Origin of the sequence: Vreelandella neptunia (assembly GCF_000712975.1) — a bacterium.
In the GTDB taxonomy this organism is placed as follows: Bacteria; Pseudomonadota; Gammaproteobacteria; order Pseudomonadales; family Halomonadaceae; genus Vreelandella; species Vreelandella qaidamensis.
The window spans coordinates 795,282-811,864 of the sequence record NZ_JHQL01000001.1 but is presented as its reverse complement, the minus strand read 5'-3'; the positions used below and the strand labels follow the sequence as shown (position 1 = coordinate 811,864).

Below are 16,583 nucleotides of genomic sequence, written 5' to 3'. Positions count from 1 at the left end.
TTAGGCACGTGAGCATGAGCTGGGTTCAACTACACTGGTGTTAATCTTTACCATGCGCCCTTTGCCATCACCAAGGCAAGCAGACGATTATCAATCGGTTATGCCCAAAGGTAGCCTGACGTTACATTATTTACCACAGATACGTGTGAATCGTTGGTTGTTCAACAACGACACTTACGCTGGAAGTTTAGGTGGTTTGTTTATTAGGGAACGTTTATATGGATTTGTTTGACCGCACGCCCTCTACTGCGACCACTGTGGGTGAAGAAGCTCCCCTTGCCTACCGTATGCGCCCACTGACCCTTGACGATTTTGTCGGCCAGCAGGCATTAGTGGGGCCTGAAAAACCCCTACGTCGAATGGCAGAATCCGGGGTCGTACGCTCAATGATTTTATGGGGGCCACCCGGCGTGGGGAAAACCACGCTAGCAGAGTTACTAGCACGTGCTTCTGGCGCTCATCTTGAGCATTTAAGTGCTGTCATGGCCGGCGTGAAAGAAATTCGTTCAGCAGTAGAGCGAGCCCAACAACGCACATCGCCTACACTTCTATTCTTAGATGAAATCCACCGTCTAAACAAGAGTCAACAAGACGCGTTGCTGCCCCATGTGGAGTCTGGCCTGCTAACATTGATCGGCGCAACGACAGAAAACCCCTCTTTTGAAGTTAACTCGGCGCTACTCTCCCGGGCTCGGGTCTATGTACTTAAACCACTGAGCCATGACGAACTTATCCAGGTGCTATCCCAGGCGTTAAACGACCCGGAGCATGGGCTAGGAAAACGCAGCATTGAGGTGGAAGAGGGAGTATTAGAGGCGCTTGCTCATGCTAGTGCAGGCGACGCACGTCGCGCGCTGGGACTGCTAGAAACGGCTTGTGACTTTACTGTGCAACATGGTGATAAAGAGGTACTACATAAAGCGGTATTAGCCGATGTTGTAGGTCATCAATCAAGCGCCTTTGATAAGCAGGGTGATGCTTATTACGATTTATTATCAGCAATTCATAAATCGATTCGTTCATCACGTCCTGATTCAGCGCTACTTTACATGGCACGTTTTTTACAGGGCGGCGGCGACCCGCTTGATATTGTGCGCCGCTTAACGGCGATTGCCTCAGAAGATGTAGGAAATGCTGACCCACGAGCACTGCCCCTGGTCATTGCTGCTTGGGATGCCTATTTACGTTTAGGCGACTACGAGGGCCAGCGTGCGATTGCCCACGCCGCCGTTCATCTAGCGGTTGCGCCAAAAAGCAATCGTATTGACCGTGCCTGGAAGGCTGCACAGCAGTTTGTGCAGCAGCAACCCCAACTGGAAGTTCCCAACTACCTTCGTAACGCCCCGACCAAATTGATGGAGCAGTTGGGGCACGGCCAAGGGTACCGCTACGCGCATAACGAACCCTATGGCTATCCTGCTGGCAGCGCCCATGACTGTTGGCCAGACGAATTGCCCAAAATGCGCTTTTATGAACCGAGCGAATTTGGTCAAGAAAAGCGCTTTGGCGAGATAATGGCGTGGCGGGAACAGCGTGATCAGGAAGCTGATCAGGCACCCTAGGGTGCCTGGTCCAATCATTGTGCAGAGTACATTATTGCAAGCAGTGTATTACTTTTCTCACAGCTTTTTTTACAGCTCTTCACGGATAACATCAGTGCCATCAGGAATATCAAAATTGAATAAGCTACGGTCAATACTACCGTTACGGGTAATATCGCTGAACGTAATTGCAGTACGCTGGCCGGTACTATCCATCATCCACAGTTCAGTTAAAGTCTGATCGTCAAAGACCATGCTTAGCTCTTCAAATAGCGTATCCGCTGAGATAGGAATCAGCGTAAACACGTCGTCACCGTCCTGCTGTTCATGAAATACGTCATAGCTAGCAGTTAGATCGTTTGCACTGCCTGAAAGCAACAGCGCTGGGGTATGTGTGACTCGGTCATCCATCGCTTGAACGGTGACCTGCTCAAGATCCGGATCGTAAAGATAAACATCTTCTCCATCAGAAACTACCACTTGGGAGTAAGGCGCTTCCACTTCCCAGCGCAGCATGCCAGGACGCGAGAGCCACATTTCCCCACGGGCGCTTTGTAAGCGCTCGCCACCACCGTCTAAAATCTGCTGTTCAAACGTCGCTTGATAGTTTTCTAGCGGGTCAAGCCGCTCAGTAAGACGCTCTGCGGCGTCATTGGCCCACGCCATAGGCGCTGCAAAGGCTAGCCCTAGCGCGCTGGCTGCTAACGCTAACGATGATGAGCGTCGAATATGGGTATCGCGCATTATTTTCTCCCTAGGCAGTCATTGCCGGATAGCGGACGAGGCAAGGAGCGTGAAGACGATCCGTGTAGCCTCTCAGACGCAAAACGCGCCGCAGGGTTTCACCTACGGCGCGATTTTCACGCTTATTGCATTATTGAAGCAAACGCCAGACACTTGTTAAAAGATAAGTCAGTGGCCTATCGGTGGCGGCGCCAGCACTTCGCGGGCACCGTTAGACCCCATAGAAGTAACCACGCCAGCACTTTCCATTGCTTCTACCAAGCGTGCAGCGCGGTTATAGCCGATTTTAAAGCGACGTTGCACGGCAGAAATAGAAGCTTTGCGCGTTTCAGTAACGAACTGAACGGCTTCATCGTAAAGCGCATCCTGCTCTGCATCATCACCATCTACGCCCTCAGCCTCAAGACCCGCCAGCGCATCTGCAGTCACACCACCTGACAGAATTTCTTCGATGTACTCAGGCGCACCACGTCGTTTCCAATCATCTACGACCCGATGCACTTCGTCATCGTCTACAAAAGCACCATGTATCCGGTTAGGCGGCCCTGAGCCAGCGGGTAAGTACAGCATATCGCCATGGCCAAGCAGGCTCTCTGCGCCACCCTGATCCAGAATGGTACGCGAATCAATCCGTGACGATACCTGGAAGGCCATACGCGACGGAATATTCGCTTTAATTAACCCTGTTACCACATCAACCGATGGGCGCTGGGTAGCCAAAATCAAGTGAATTCCCGCTGCACGCGCTTTTTGTGCTAAGCGAGCAATTAGTTCTTCAACTTTTTTCCCGACGATCATAAACATGTCGGCGAATTCGTCGATCACCACTACAATGTAGGGCAGCTTTTCAAGAATCGGCGGCGTTTGATGCATTTCCCAAGGCTGCGGCTCCCAAAGCGGGTCAGCCACCTGGGCGCCTGCGTTTTTAGCCTCATCTAAACGCCCATTAAAACCTGCAATGTTACGCACCCCCATCGCCGCCATTAGCTTGTAGCGGCGCTCCATTTCCGCAACACACCAACGCAGACTATTAGCAGCTTCTTTCATATCAGTGACCACTGGCGCCAAAAGGTGCGGAATGCCATCGTAAACCGACAACTCCAGCATTTTTGGGTCAACCATGATCAGCTTAAGCTCATCAGGGGTCGCTTTTAGCAGCATGGAAATCAGCATGGCGTTAACACCGACTGACTTGCCTGACCCTGTTGTACCCGCCACCAGCAGATGGGGCATCTTACCGAGATTGGCGACAACGGGCCCTCCACCAATGTCTTGCCCCAACGCCATGGTCAGCGGCGAGCTTTCCTGTTGATAGCGGTCAGAGTCGATCACCTCACGCAGACGGATCATTGCCCGATGAGGGTTAGGTATTTCAATGCCGACCGTTGGGCGTCCTGGAATGACTTCAACCACACGCACACTCTTAACCATTAATGAGCGCGCAAGGTCTTTGGCAAGGTTACTGATTTTAGAAACTTTCACCCCAGCCGCCGGTTTAATTTCAAATCGGGTGATAACCGGACCAGGCCATGTATCAACGACTTCTGCCTTAACCCCATACTCACGTAGCCGCACTTCTAACAGCTCTGCCATATCAGCCAGCTGCTGCTCCGTATAGTTAGGCTCATGCGGCTCAGGAGGTGTCAACAACTGAAGACTAGGCACATCCCCTTCTGGCTCATCGAGCGTTTCAAATGCTGGACGCTGGCTCTGCAGATGCTCAACAGTCCATAGGGTAGGAGTACTGTCTGGCTCTTTTTCCTCAGAAGCCCTCAAGCCTGGTGAGCCAGCCTCGGGCGATTGTGCAGAGAGCGTTGGCTCTCGGCGTGTCGCGGTGCTGGCTGGTGTTACTGCCGACGGGGCGTCGTCGTCTTCCTCATCATTCCATACTGGCTCAGGCACGACTTCGGGCACTCTTTCAGAGCGTGGTTCAACGGACGGCGAAGGGCGAACGTCATCACCTGGAGGCGTTATAGCAGGTGCTTGTTCGCGTTCAGGCAAGCGCGTGGAAACGGGTGCTATATCATCGCACTCATGGTCATCGTTCCACTGAGGTGTACTTGCATCGCGCTGCTGTATTTCATGCGCTGACTGAGACATCGGCGGTGACTGATGCTCTGTGTCATCGCCTGAAACGTCTGAAGGTGAGTGCAATGAAAGCTCTTCTTCTCCGGGTAAGCCAGGAGCAGGTCGTGACGCTGGCTGTTGATCTGCGAGCTCATCGAAAGCAGGCTCTTTAAACGCAGGCTCACTCGGCTCACGTTCAGGCTCAGACTCTTGAGTGGACAGCGGTATCGAAGGCGTTGGCTCGCTGTCTTCATCGTTGATGCGCACCGCAAAAGCATCTTCACGTGGCGCGCTGTCCGGCCTTGCCAAAGTGCGTTCTATCTCTTTTTCTTTTTCCACCTCTTTTTCTAGGTCTTTTTCTAGGTCTTTTTCGTCCTTATGATCTCCATTACTCTCAGCTCTATGTTCGGCAACGGGCTCCTTTTTAGTGTCTGTTTTAGCTGAAGGCTGTACTTCAGCGAATGCTGAAGACTGTCCAGCCTCAACCGAAATATCTTGAGAAGCGTTTATATCAGGCGTTGGCTGTTCACGCTTAGGCATTGCTTGGGCTGGCAACGCTCCCGAAAATGCAGCCGCTTCCCATGGAATAGACGTATCTGTCGTGGCAGAAAAACTAGGCTCACGACGTGTTTGGCGGTTTTCTCGTGCAGGCTCCGGCTGGCGATGTTCGTCTTCTAGGTTAGAGCGCTGCGTATTACTTTCTTGCTTTGTTGTTTTAAACTCGGTGAGCGGCTTCTCTTTTACTTTTTGAGAGGCAGCCTTTGCGGCAGCTCGCACAGCGGCACGTTGTGCACGCTTTTCACGCCCTTTAGCGCGCCGAGCGCTGAACCAGCCCCCTACTTTACATAGACGACGACCAAGCTCATCAGCCACCTGTAACCACGACATGCCGCTAAACAGCGGAAAACCGATCAATATTAGCGCAGCAGAAATAAGGCCCACGCCACCACTGCTGACTAGTGGTTTTAAAGTATTTACCAACCCCTCGCCTAATATCCCCCCTGATGCGTAGGGCAACAGACTGTCAGGATGGTAAAAATGGAGCGCTCCCAGCATAGTGGTGCCGAACATAAGCAGTACCAACCCAGCAGAGTGCACGGCAATCGCCACTGGGTCGATTTCAAATCGTACCTGGCGCGACCTCATTAACCACCAAGCAGCATAACCAAACATGCCCGGCCACCATAAAGCGCTGGCACCCAGCAGTGAATAAAGCACATCCGCAAGCCAGGCCCCTACAGGGCCCATCCAGTTCTGAACATCCGTTTCTGGCCCTTGATAAGACCAACCTGGGTCAGCTGGGTCATAACTAAACAGTGCTAATAACAAAAATACACATAGCGCAAGCAGCACCACGACTACGCCTTCGCGCGCCGCCCCCTGCAAGCGCAGGCCAAACCGGCGAGCTTTCTCCTTTGCCGCCGTCACTCGCCCAGTAGTGGCCTTTGATGATGGTTGACGCGAGTTACGTTGCGTTCGCTTGTCTACCGCCTTATTTACTTTCAAGCGATTCTCCCTTTACACCTTAATGGTGTCTTTAATCCACTTGCGAGTTTGCATCATACCGAGCATCCTTTCGCCGTCACAGAGCTTCTATCGAAGTGTCTAGTAACAGGAGCAATCAATGTTACCCTGGCTTTCATCGCCACAGCCTATCTTTCCTTCTACCGACCTAGCTCTCGACTCCCCTAACGGCCTTCTTGCCGCCGGCGGAGAGCTTTCTCCATGCTGGCTAATCAGTGCTTACCAGAAAGGTATTTTCCCATGGTATAGCGACGATGAGCCTATTCTATGGTGGAGCCCCAACCCACGCATGGTATTGCAACCAGAACAGTTTAAGCGACGTCGTAGCCTTGTGAAGCGATTGCGTCATGGTGGTTTTATTGTCACCTTGGATCAACAGTTTGAAAACATTGTTAAAGCATGCGCTGCGCCACGCCCTGGTGAGCCCGGCACCTGGATCAATCAAGATATGCGTGACGCCTACCAACGCCTGCACGAGCTAGGTATCGCACATAGCATTGAAGTACATCTTGAAGGCCAGCTAGTGGGAGGGCTTTATGGCGTAGCAATGGGGCCTGTCTTCTTTGGTGAATCGATGTTTTCGCGAGTGCCCGATGCTTCTAAAATTGCTCTCGCCCACTTAGCCCATGCGATGCAGCACCATGAGGGTAAACTTATCGACTGTCAGATGCATACCCCCCACTTGGCAAGCCTTGGTGCGACAACAGTCGCCCGCACGTCGTTCATCAACTATCTTGAAAAGTGGTTGCCTGACAAGGCATTTAACTTAACGACTATGACCAATGAAGCGCCTACTGTACCTGGATCGCCGTGGCTCGACGCCATCGCTTCGACTCATCACCCAGAATGGTAAACGTATTCAGATTAACCAAGGAGGCAAGCCGTGAGTAGTAACGCTCCTCGCCGCCCTGTGCGGGATTTGCGCTTCTTCCTAACCGTTCCTCATGCTTGCAGCTACCTTCCAGGCAAAGAGGCAACCACCCTGTTTCTGGATCCCCAGGAATCTCCCGTTCCCGGCGTTTATGACTCGCTTTCGTTACTAGGCTTTCGCCGTAGCGGACGCCATTTATACCGCCCCCACTGTGAGGGGTGTAATGCTTGTCGCTCGGTACGCATTCCCGTCAGCGACTTTAGCGCTAATCGTACCCAACGCAAAATTCGTCGCATCAATGCCGATATTGTTACGCGCATAGTACCTGCCCGCTATGAGGCTGATCATTACACGCTTTATGCAGACTATATTCGTTTACGTCATGCTGATGGCGACATGTATCCTCCGAGCAGAGAGCAGTATCGTACTTTTTTAACGCTTGAAGAACCCTATGCGCATCTTTTAGAAATGCGTCTAGAAGGAAAGCTCGTCGCAGTAGCAGCCTTTGATCAGCTTGAGCATGGACTATCAGCTATTTATACGTTTTTCAGTGTTGATGAGGGCTTGGAAAAGCGATCCTTGGGAACCTTTGCTATTCTCAAGCTAATAGAACTTTGCGGTGAAAAATCGCTACCTCACTTGTACCTTGGGTATTGGATTGAGGAGTGCCGAAAAATGCGCTATAAGCGGGCGTTCACCCCTATTGAAGTACTCGACGGACGCCATTGGCGGCCTTTAATTTACTAAACTTGCCAGCTTTTTTGCCTTGCTGGCAGGCTTACGGCACAATATAGCGCTGCTTACTGGGTAACCGTCACCTGACGACGCCCATTGAAGTGACTGATTAGACCAAACCATTACGTTAAATAAGTGAGGATCTGCCTATATGGCACGCGAAGATCATATTGAAATGGAAGGCGTTATTGTTGATACCCTTCCCAACACCATGTTCCGTGTTGAGCTGGAAAACGGCCACGTCGTTACCGCTCATATTTCAGGCAAGATGCGCAAAAACTACATCCGTATCCTGACAGGCGACAAGGTAAAAGTAGAGCTGACGCCCTACGATCTGTCAAAAGGCCGTATTGTTTATCGCTCGCGCTAAGACTTGGTAACGCTTTCAAGCAAACACTGCCCGCGCATGCACGCATCCCGTTTTTAAATGCAGTGCAAACATAGCGTAAGTACGGCGCCGCTCTCTGGAAACGACAACGCCCCGTCGATGACAGGGCGCTGTGCTTTAGTGAAGTAAGAGCGTGAGGTTTTAGGTGTAAAACTTAGTCAGCCTTAGCGCCCTTTTCAGGGCGCATCCGCCATCTCCGACTCCGTTGATAAATGCAGCTCACCTTCTTCAAGGTTAACATGCACAATACCGCCTTGATCAGCCAGCTCGCCAAATAGAATCATCTCAGCCAACGGCTTTTTCAGTTTCTCCTGGATCAAGCGGGCCATTGGGCGTGCCCCCATATCGGGGTCATACCCCTTCTCTGCCAGCCAGTCTCTCGCCATATCATCGACTTCAAGCTGCACACGCTTTTCGTCTAACTGTGCCTGCAACTCGATTAGGAATTTATCGACAACGTTACGCACAACCGACGTTTGCAGCGCATGGAATTGAATAATGCCATCCAAACGATTGCGGAACTCAGGCGAGAAGGTGCGGCGAATCACTTCCATCGCATCCGTTGAGTGATCCTGGTTCTGGAAACCGATAGAGCGCCGTGATGCCTGCTCTGCCCCAGCATTGGAAGTCATGATTAGGATAACGTGACGGAAATCCGCTTCGCGGCCATTGTTATCTGTCAAACGACCGTGATCCATGACCTGCAGCAGCAGGTTGAACACTTCAGGATGCGCCTTCTCAATCTCATCTAGCAGCAATACACAATGCGGCTGCTTGGTGACAGCTTCAGTTAGCAGCCCACCCTGGTCATAGCCTACGTAGCCTGGCGGGGCACCAATCAAACGCGAAACCGTATGGCGCTCCATGTACTCCGACATATCAAAGCGTACTAGCTCAATACCCATGATATGCGCCAACTGCTTAGCCACTTCGGTCTTACCAACACCAGTTGGACCAGCAAACAAGAAACTCCCCACCGGCTTATCTGGCGATTTCAAACCTGCACGGGAAAGTTTGATAGCAGCCGACAGGGTATCGATGGCTTCATCTTGTCCGAACACCAACATTTTCAGGTCGCGATCAAGCTTTTCAAGCAACTTACGGTCCGAACTTGAAACACTTTTGGGCGGAATACGCGCAATAGACGCCACTACCGCTTCTACCTGCTCAACATCAATTGTATTCGCCCGTACTTCTGGCGGCAGCATACGCTGATGCGCGCCCGCCTCGTCAATCACATCGATAGCTTTATCGGGTAGGTAACGGTCATTAATGTAGCGATCAGCTAAGCGTGCGGCACTTTCTAAGGCGCCATCGGTGTACTTAAGCTCATGGTGCTCTTCAAAGCGAGACCGCAATCCTTTAAGGATTTTGATGGTGTCATCCACCGAAGGTGCCAGCACATCCACTTTTTGGAATCGACGAGCCAGAGCACGATCTTTCTCAAAAATGCCGCGGAACTCCTGGAATGTTGTTGAACCAATACAGCGCAACTCGCCGGATGAAAGCAATGGCTTCAACAGGTTAGAGGCATCCATTACACCGCCAGACGCTGCACCAGCTCCTATTACGGTATGGATTTCATCGATAAAGAGCACGGCATTAGGCTGCTTGCGTAATTCACTAAGCAGACTTTTCAGACGCTTTTCAAAATCACCGCGGTATTTGGTACCCGCCAATAGCGCACCCATATCCAGCGAGTAAACCACTGCATCGGCGATAACGTCAGGCACATCTTCTTCAACTATACGTTTCGCCAAGCCTTCTGCAATGGCAGTTTTACCAACGCCAGCTTCACCAACTAGAAGTGGGTTATTCTTACGACGGCGGGCAAGAATTTGCACCACACGCTCAAGCTCATGGTCACGGCCAATCAATGGGTCTATTTTGCCTTGACGCGCCTGCTCATTCAGATTGGTAGCGTAACCGGTTAACGGATGCGCAGCGCCTTCTGCACTACCCTCTTCAGCATCTTCACTCTCTTGGGAAGATGGCGAAGGCGCAGGACCATGACCGGAGACTTTAGAAATACCATGAGCGATGTAGTTAACCGCATCTACGCGCGCAACGCTTTGCTGTTTTAGGAAGTAAACCGCTTGGCTTTCCTGTTCAGAGAAAATAGCGACCAGTACATTAGCACCGGTAACTTCGCTCTTGCCAGATGACTGCACGTGGAATACCGCACGTTGCAGTACGCGCTGGAATCCAAGCGTTGGTTGTGTTTCGCGGTCCGCTTGGCTTTCAGGAATCAATGGTGTGGTCGAATTAATAAAATCCTGCAGATCGGACCGCAGCTTATCGAGATTCGCCCCACACGCCTTCAACACGTCAACTGCTGACGCATTATCCAGCAACGCCAGAAGCAGGTGCTCAACGGTCATAAACTCGTGGCGCTTTGAGCGAGCCACGGTGAAGGCCGTGTTCAGGGTAAGTTCAAGTTCTTTGCTCAGCATGGCAGTCCCCTTTTCGCTACTACCTAGGGCGTGTCGCCACCTAGGGCTTGCGTCGGATCAGTTTAATCGACCGGCACTTTCAACATCGGGTACAAACGGCGCACTTGCAAGGCCCATCGCTAATTTTTTTCAACGCTTTCAGTCGGCAGCTTCGATATCGCTCATTAAAGGATGCTCGCATTCGCGGGCATATTCGTTTACCTGGTAACTTTTCGTTTCAGCAATATCCCGTGTAAAGATACCGCATGTCGCTTTGCCTTGGGTATGCACTGCAAGCATCACTTGTACCGCTTGCTCGCTATCCATATTAAAAAACCCTTGTAATACCTCAACAACGAATTCCATCGGCGTGTAATCATCGTTATGAAGTATCACTTTGTACAAGGGTGGCCGAGCTAGTTCAGGATCAGCCGGTTGAACGGCTAAGTCATCATCATAATCAGGCGCATCAGGCCGAGTCATCCCTGCATGCAGGGTAGCCACGATGTATGGGCTGTCTGTAATAGGCATAAGCAGCAAGGTTTATCGTCTCTTAGCTGGCGGGTGGTGTCTTACGGCGCTTGAGTCATCCATCCTAGGCTTCAATGACTCGAAATCTCATTACTCCAGCTTGGCTTACCACAGTAAGACGCCCAATCCCAGCAAGGGTTCATGGAAAATATAAAATTAGCATATTACATAAGACAAAAAACCCTCGCCCACTAAGGCGGGCGAGGGATATCACAGCGTTTTCATACGCGTTGCTCAGCGGCAGCGCAGATTGCTTGTGATTTAAGACCTTAACCGTTAGCGACCATTGCAAGGGCTTCGTTGAGCGTCTTGCTCGGGCGCATGACTTGGCTCGCTACTTCCCCATTCGGGTGGTAATAGCCTTTAAGGTCAACAGGCTGGCCTTGCACGCTATTCAGCTCGTCAATGATCGTAGCTTCATTTGCTTTCAGCGTTTCTACCAAGCGAGCAAAGCGTGTTTTCAGCTCAGCATCTTGATCCTGGTTTGCCAATGCTTCTGCCCAATACAGCGCCAGATAGAAATGGCTGCCACGGTTATCAAGCTCACCCACTTTGCGTGAAGGTGACTTGTTGCTTTCTAGGAACTTGCCGTTAGCTTCATCCAACGCTTTCGCCAGCAGCTTAGCACGGTCATTGCCAAACCGTTTGGCAAGGTGCTCCAAAGAAGCAACTAGCGCCAAGAACTCACCCAGGCTGTCCCAACGCAGGTGGTTCTCTTCAAGCAACTGCTGAACGTGCTTAGGTGCGGAACCACCAGCGCCTGTTTCAAACAGACCACCGCCATCCATCAACGGCACGATAGAAAGCATTTTGGCGCTCGTACCCAACTCAAGAATCGGGAATAAGTCGGTCAGGTAATCGCGGAGAATGTTGCCTGTCACCGAGATCGTGTCGAGACCACGAATCACACGCTCAAGGGTGTAACGCATCGCCCGAACTTGGGACATGATGTGGATTTCAAGCCCATCAGTGTCGTGATCCTTGAGATACGTTTTGACCTTCTTGATCAACTCGTTTTCGTGCGGACGGTAAGGGTCGAGCCAGAAGACGGTGGGCATACCAGAGTCACGGCAGCGCTCCACGGCCAGCTTAACCCAGTCGCGAATCGGCGCGTCTTTAACCTGACACATACGCCAGATATCGCCCTGCTCTACGTTCTGCGATAACAGCACTTCGCCGGTATCTAGGTCAGTGATGTTCGCCACGCCATCTTCTGGCACTTCGAAGGTCTTATCATGAGAGCCGTATTCTTCAGCTTTCTGCGCCATCAGACCAACATTAGGTACGGTACCCATAGTGGCTGGGTCAAACGCACCGTGCCATTTACAGAAATTAATCATTTCCTGATAGATACGCGCGAAGGTCGACTCAGGCATGACGGCTTTGACGTCCTTGAGACGACCATCGGCACCGTACATCTTGCCGCCAGCACGAATCATCGCTGGCATAGAAGCGTCTACAATCACATCGCTGGGCGAGTGGAAGTTGGTGATGCCACGAGCCGAATCAACCATTGCCAGCTCTGGGCGCTTGTCATGGCACGCATGCAAGTCACTAATGACCTCATCACGCTGAGATTCCGGCAAGGTCGCAATCTTGTCGTAAAGATTAGCGATACCGTTGTTAACATCGACCCCTAGCTCTTTGAACAGCTCACCGTGCTTTTCAAAGGCGTCCTTGTAGAAAATTTTAACGCAGTGCCCAAACACGATGGGGTGCGAGACCTTCATCATGGTTGCTTTAACGTGCAGTGAGAACATCACACCGGTCTTACGCGCATCTTCGATTTCACGCTCGTAAAAATCCAGCAGTGCTTTCTTGCTCATAAACATGCTGTCGATGATTTCGCCGTCAAGCAGCTCGACTCGTGGCTTGAGCACCTTGGTTTCACCGCTGGCGGTGATCAGCTCCATTTTGACGTTGCGGGCGCGATCCAGGGTCATCGACTTCTCACCATGGTAGAAGTCGCCGCTATGCATGTGCGAAACATGGGTACGCGATGCTTGGCTCCACTCTCCCATCGAGTGCGGATACTTGCGTGCGTACTCTTTCACGGCCTTTGGTGCGCGACGGTCGGAATTACCTTCACGCAATACGGGGTTAACTGCGCTGCCTTTCACTTTGTCATAGCGCGCTTTGATATCTTTCTCTTCGTCGCTGCTTGGGTCGTCCGGATATTCGGGTAGTTTGTAACCCTGTTCTTGCAGCTCTTTGATCACAGCACGCAGCTGCGGCATAGAGGCACTAATATTTGGTAACTTGATGATATTGGCTTCGGGAACCTTAGCCAGAGCACCCAATTCAGCCAAGTGATCTTCGATACGCTGCTCTTCGGTCAAGTAGTCTGGGAACAGAGAGAGAACGCGAGCCGCCAGGGAGATATCACGGGTTTCCACCTCGATACCAGCAGCGTCGGTGAATGCATCAATAATCGGTAGCAAAGAGTATGTCGCGAGCGCAGGTGCCTCGTCGGTGAGCGTGTAGATGATCTTCGGCGTTTTAGACATTTTGCGTTAACCTCTTTTTTCTATCGCTGTGATTATAAAGATCCTGAGCGACGCGACTCATTGAACGAGAGACCATGCCGCGAAGCAGGCGGGGCCATATAATTGGCTTTCCCGGTTATCAATCGGTGGTTCTTACGGCAGTTCTTTCTATAGTTTTGCAGTGATAATAATGGCAACTCCAGCGCGATTTGACCGCTGTTTGAGAGCTAGCCCGAAGTATACCAGCGCTGCATTTTAATCGCATGAGAGATTGTCGACAAATCAAGGGCGACCCCTAAACGAAATTATGAGCACCCTATATTTATTGCATAAACCCTATCGCATGCTTTCCCAGTTTACTGATAAGCAAGGCCGAGACACATTAGCCAATGTTATCGATATGCCTGGCGTTTACGCCGCAGGCAGGCTTGACTACGACTCGGAAGGCCTTTTGCTATTAAGCGATGATGGAAGCCTTATCCACCGTATTGCCCACCCGCGACACAAACAGCCCAAAACTTACTGGGTGCAGCTCGAAGGGCAGATTGATGATGAGGCAATGAGTGCCCTGAAAAACGGCATCACGTTAAAAGATGGCCCCACCCAGCCAGCAAAAGCGCGGCGCATTGAGCCACCTGCCATCGCCCAACGCGACCCAAGGATTGACCCTAAGCGCCACCCAACCACCAGTTGGATAGAGTTAACCATTACTGAAGGCCGCAACCGCCAAGTTCGTCGCATGACCGCCCACGTGGGCTTTCCCACGCTGAGGTTAGTACGCGCAGCCATTGGCCCATGGCAACTTGGCGATCTGGCCCCTGGCGAGTGGCGCAAAGAAACACTACACGCCCCACGCCCCACTAAAGCACCAAAGCGCAGCGGCACTCCTCGGCACAGGCACTCAAAATGAGCAGTAAGACAATCAAAAACGCCATCATCAGAAGCACCGTTGCCTGCGTGATTCAGCGCGACGACCGTTTTTTGATGGTGGAAGAAGCCCGCGGCGGTAGGCAAACCGTTTTTAACCAACCGGCTGGGCATGTAGAGCCTGGCGAAGGGCCGATGGCAGCCATTTTGCGCGAAGTGCAGGAAGAGACCGCTTGGCAGGTGACGCTAACCGACTATTTAGGTCTTTACGTATTCCACACGCCAGAAGGCCTTACCTTTCATAGTCATGGTTTTATAGCGACACCAGACGTCATGCTCTCGTCACCCATTGATAGCGATATCACCGCCACTCACTGGCTCACATTGGATGACATTAAAGTCCTCGGCGATGCCGGTCGGCTGCGCAGCCCCCTAGTGCTTAAACGAATCGAAAACGCCATTAAGGGCCACTGTTACCCTCTGGCTGTGATTCATGAGTGAAGCACTCGAAGCACCAAGCCTCCATCGTGTATAATCAGCGCCCAATTGCACACTACTTCAACTGAGGATGCCAATGACATCCACCCATGGCACGTCTATTCCTGAAGCGCCCGAGACCCAAAAAGTAATCGTTGGTATGTCGGGCGGCGTTGACTCATCGGTTTCTGCTCTCCTTCTACTCCAACAAGGGTACGAGGTTGAGGGCCTGTTTATGAAGAATTGGGATGAAGACGACGGCACCGAATACTGCACGGCAAAAGAAGACCTTGCCGATGCAGAGGCCGTGTGTGAGAAGCTGGGCATCAAGTTGCATACGGCCAATTTCGCATCCGAGTATTGGGATAACGTCTTCGAGCACTTTTTGGCCGAATATAAAGCGGGCAGAACGCCCAATCCCGATATTCTATGTAACCGAGAGATCAAATTTAAGGTCTTTCTAGACTACGCTGAAATGTTAGGCGCCGATAAAATCGCAACCGGGCACTATGTTCGACAAGGAGTTCGCGAAGGGCGTCCACGCCTGCTAAAAGGTGTGGATAGCAATAAAGATCAAAGCTATTTCCTACACGCTGTGCCTGAAGCGGCAATTGCCCGTACTCTGTTTCCTGTTGGTGAGCTGGAAAAACCTGTCGTTAGAGCCTTGGCAGAACAGCACGATCTTATTACCGCCAAGAAAAAAGACTCTACTGGTATTTGCTTTATCGGTGAGCGCCGCTTCCGCGACTTTTTGCAGCAATACCTGCCCGCACAACCCGGCAACATTGAAACGCCCGAAGGCGATGTCATTGGCAAGCATATGGGACTGATGTACTACACCCTGGGACAGCGTCAAGGGCTAGGCATTGGTGGCTTAGCCAACTATTCGGAAGACCCATGGTACGTGGCGGCCAAAGACCTTGAGCGCAATGTATTGATTGCCGTCCAAGGCAAGCATCACCCCCTGCTGTTTACCAATGCATTGGCCACTGAAGCCATGGACTGGGTAGCAGGTGAACCGCCAGCCGCACATGGCCGTTACACCGCCAAAACCCGCTATCGTCAAAGTGATTGCCCGTGTGAAGTCCATACGTTGCCCGACGGCACTGTTGAAGTGGTGTTTGATGATCCTCAGTGGGCGGTAACACCTGGCCAGTCATTGGTACTTTATGATGATGATATTTGCTTAGGCGGCGGCGTTATTCGCGCCATTTGGAACACCACGGAGACCGCTGCATGAGCGCTACCCCTATTCATCGCGCACCAGATTCTCAAGCCACGCGTCAAGCACTAGCGCTGGCCGGTGTCTTTCAATCCGCTAGTTTAGTAGATGAACTCGCGCGCACCGGGCAAGTCGATCCCCGTGCCTGGGAAACACTCATCAATGCAACCGTGGACACCAACCCAGCAAGCTTTGAGGCTATTTATGGCGGCCACCCCAACAATTTACGCCGCGGATTAGAAACACTCGAAGCCCTGGTTGGCCGTAAACAAGCTAATCCTGTGGTTCTCCGTTACGGTTTTTCGCTGCTACTTTTAATGAATAAACTGCGCACCGACCGCCATATGATGGAGTTACTTGGTCAAAAGCTTTCCCATGTACAGGGACAGGCAGAGCACTTTGGCAGCACCCATGAAAATGTGATTGCAAGCCTCGGTGATGCCTACCAAGAGACCATTTCGACGTTTAAAACCCGCATCGTGGTTCAGGGCGATCCCTCTTTACTGCAGACTCGTATGATGCCTGAAAGGGTGCGCGCCTGCTTGATGGCCGGCATTCGTTTTGCGCTGTTATGGCATCAGCAAGGCGGCCGTCGCTGGAAGCTTGTTTTCCAGCGTAAAGCGTTGAGGCGGGCGCTTGATAGCCTTGGCTAACGCGCCCACCGCTCATCTAGGCACTTCGAGCCATTTTTTTGAACT

Annotated in this window: 13 protein-coding genes; 8 read left to right on the top strand and 5 right to left on the bottom strand. The window is 51.7% G+C overall.

Translation table 11 applies throughout. From position 1 onward, the window contains the following. The first annotated feature begins 218 nt into the window (after positions 1-218). The gene (locus CR46_RS0103710) at positions 219-1,562 is read left to right on the top strand and encodes a replication-associated recombination protein A (protein WP_030070177.1); all 1,344 of its coding nucleotides are present in this window, start codon (positions 219-221) and stop codon (positions 1,560-1,562) included. A gap of 69 nt (positions 1,563-1,631) precedes the next feature. Here the strand turns inward: CR46_RS0103710 and lolA are convergent, their stop codons facing one another. Then, positions 1,632-2,285 (bottom strand): outer membrane lipoprotein periplasmic chaperone LolA, encoded by a 654-nt coding sequence (lolA, locus tag CR46_RS0103705; protein WP_030070176.1) that lies wholly within the window; start codon positions 2,283-2,285, stop codon positions 1,632-1,634. Positions 2,286-2,453: 168 nt separating this feature from the next. Further along, a complete protein-coding gene (locus tag CR46_RS0103700; protein ID WP_030070175.1) occupies positions 2,454-5,858 on the bottom strand; it encodes a DNA translocase FtsK in 3,405 nt (1,134 codons plus the stop codon). A 118-nt stretch (positions 5,859-5,976) separates the two neighbouring features. Between CR46_RS0103700 and aat the strand changes: the two genes are divergently transcribed. The 3 genes from aat to infA all read left to right on the top strand — a co-directional run bounded on the left by aat (position 5,977) and on the right by infA (position 7,852). Beyond that, on the top strand, positions 5,977-6,729 hold the full coding sequence (gene aat, locus CR46_RS0103695) for a leucyl/phenylalanyl-tRNA--protein transferase (protein WP_030070174.1): 753 nt from the start codon (positions 5,977-5,979) through the stop codon (positions 6,727-6,729). Between the two features lie 30 nt (positions 6,730-6,759). After that, positions 6,760-7,494 carry an arginyltransferase gene (locus CR46_RS0103690; RefSeq protein WP_030070173.1) on the top strand — a complete coding sequence of 245 codons (735 nt, stop codon included), beginning with the start codon at positions 6,760-6,762 and terminating at the stop codon, positions 7,492-7,494. Positions 7,495-7,633: 139 nt separating this feature from the next. Then, positions 7,634-7,852: a translation initiation factor IF-1 gene (gene infA / locus CR46_RS0103685; RefSeq protein WP_007111068.1), complete on the top strand. Its 219-nt coding sequence runs from the start codon at positions 7,634-7,636 to the stop codon at positions 7,850-7,852. Between the two features lie 194 nt (positions 7,853-8,046). Here infA and clpA read toward each other — a convergent pair whose 3' ends face one another. The 3 genes from clpA to CR46_RS0103670 form a co-directional block, all read right to left on the bottom strand. After that, complete coding sequence (gene clpA / locus CR46_RS0103680) at positions 8,047-10,323, bottom strand: ATP-dependent Clp protease ATP-binding subunit ClpA (RefSeq protein WP_030070172.1); 2,277 nt, start codon at positions 10,321-10,323, stop codon at positions 8,047-8,049. 138 nt (positions 10,324-10,461) lie between these two features. Further along, positions 10,462-10,785 carry an ATP-dependent Clp protease adapter ClpS gene (gene clpS, locus CR46_RS0103675; protein WP_035536235.1) on the bottom strand — a complete coding sequence of 108 codons (324 nt, stop codon included), beginning with the start codon at positions 10,783-10,785 and terminating at the stop codon, positions 10,462-10,464. A gap of 317 nt (positions 10,786-11,102) precedes the next feature. Further along, complete coding sequence (locus CR46_RS0103670) at positions 11,103-13,340, bottom strand: NADP-dependent isocitrate dehydrogenase (protein WP_030070170.1); 2,238 nt, start codon at positions 13,338-13,340, stop codon at positions 11,103-11,105. Between the two features lie 286 nt (positions 13,341-13,626). Between CR46_RS0103670 and CR46_RS0103665 the strand changes: the two genes are divergently transcribed. The 4 genes from CR46_RS0103665 to hflD all read left to right on the top strand — a co-directional run bounded on the left by CR46_RS0103665 (position 13,627) and on the right by hflD (position 16,538). After that, on the top strand, positions 13,627-14,229 hold the full coding sequence (locus CR46_RS0103665; protein ID WP_030070169.1) for a pseudouridine synthase: 603 nt from the start codon (positions 13,627-13,629) through the stop codon (positions 14,227-14,229). Continuing rightward, positions 14,226-14,687 (top strand): NUDIX hydrolase, encoded by a 462-nt coding sequence (locus CR46_RS0103660; protein WP_030070168.1) that lies wholly within the window; start codon positions 14,226-14,228, stop codon positions 14,685-14,687. Before CR46_RS0103665 ends, CR46_RS0103660 begins: the two co-directional genes overlap by 4 nt. A gap of 73 nt (positions 14,688-14,760) precedes the next feature. Then, complete coding sequence (mnmA, locus tag CR46_RS0103655; protein WP_030070167.1) at positions 14,761-15,903, top strand: tRNA 2-thiouridine(34) synthase MnmA; 1,143 nt, start codon at positions 14,761-14,763, stop codon at positions 15,901-15,903. Next, a complete protein-coding gene (hflD, locus tag CR46_RS0103650) occupies positions 15,900-16,538 on the top strand; it encodes a high frequency lysogenization protein HflD (RefSeq protein ID WP_030070166.1) in 639 nt (212 codons plus the stop codon). The genes mnmA and hflD overlap by 4 nt, the downstream gene beginning before the upstream one ends. Positions 16,539-16,583 lie beyond the last annotated feature (45 nt).

What these genes read in the sequence shown, in the direction of transcription:
- hflD (WP_030070166.1), top strand. Translation starts at nt 15,900, where the DNA reads ATGAGCGCTACCCCTATTCATCGCGCACCAGATTCTCAAGCCACGCGT.
- infA (WP_007111068.1), top strand. Translation starts at nt 7,634, where the DNA reads ATGGCACGCGAAGATCATATTGAAATGGAAGGCGTTATTGTTGATACC.
- CR46_RS0103660 (WP_030070168.1), top strand. Translation starts at nt 14,226, where the DNA reads ATGAGCAGTAAGACAATCAAAAACGCCATCATCAGAAGCACCGTTGCC.
- clpA (WP_030070172.1), bottom strand. Translation starts at nt 10,323, where the DNA reads ATGCTGAGCAAAGAACTTGAACTTACCCTGAACACGGCCTTCACCGTG.
- CR46_RS0103665 (WP_030070169.1), top strand. Translation starts at nt 13,627, where the DNA reads ATGAGCACCCTATATTTATTGCATAAACCCTATCGCATGCTTTCCCAG.
- lolA (WP_030070176.1), bottom strand. Translation starts at nt 2,285, where the DNA reads ATGCGCGATACCCATATTCGACGCTCATCATCGTTAGCGTTAGCAGCC.
- clpS (WP_035536235.1), bottom strand. Translation starts at nt 10,785, where the DNA reads ATGACTCGGCCTGATGCGCCTGATTATGATGATGACTTAGCCGTTCAA.
- mnmA (WP_030070167.1), top strand. Translation starts at nt 14,761, where the DNA reads ATGACATCCACCCATGGCACGTCTATTCCTGAAGCGCCCGAGACCCAA.
- CR46_RS0103670 (WP_030070170.1), bottom strand. Translation starts at nt 13,340, where the DNA reads ATGTCTAAAACGCCGAAGATCATCTACACGCTCACCGACGAGGCACCT.
- aat (WP_030070174.1), top strand. Translation starts at nt 5,977, where the DNA reads ATGTTACCCTGGCTTTCATCGCCACAGCCTATCTTTCCTTCTACCGAC.
- CR46_RS0103710 (WP_030070177.1), top strand. Translation starts at nt 219, where the DNA reads ATGGATTTGTTTGACCGCACGCCCTCTACTGCGACCACTGTGGGTGAA.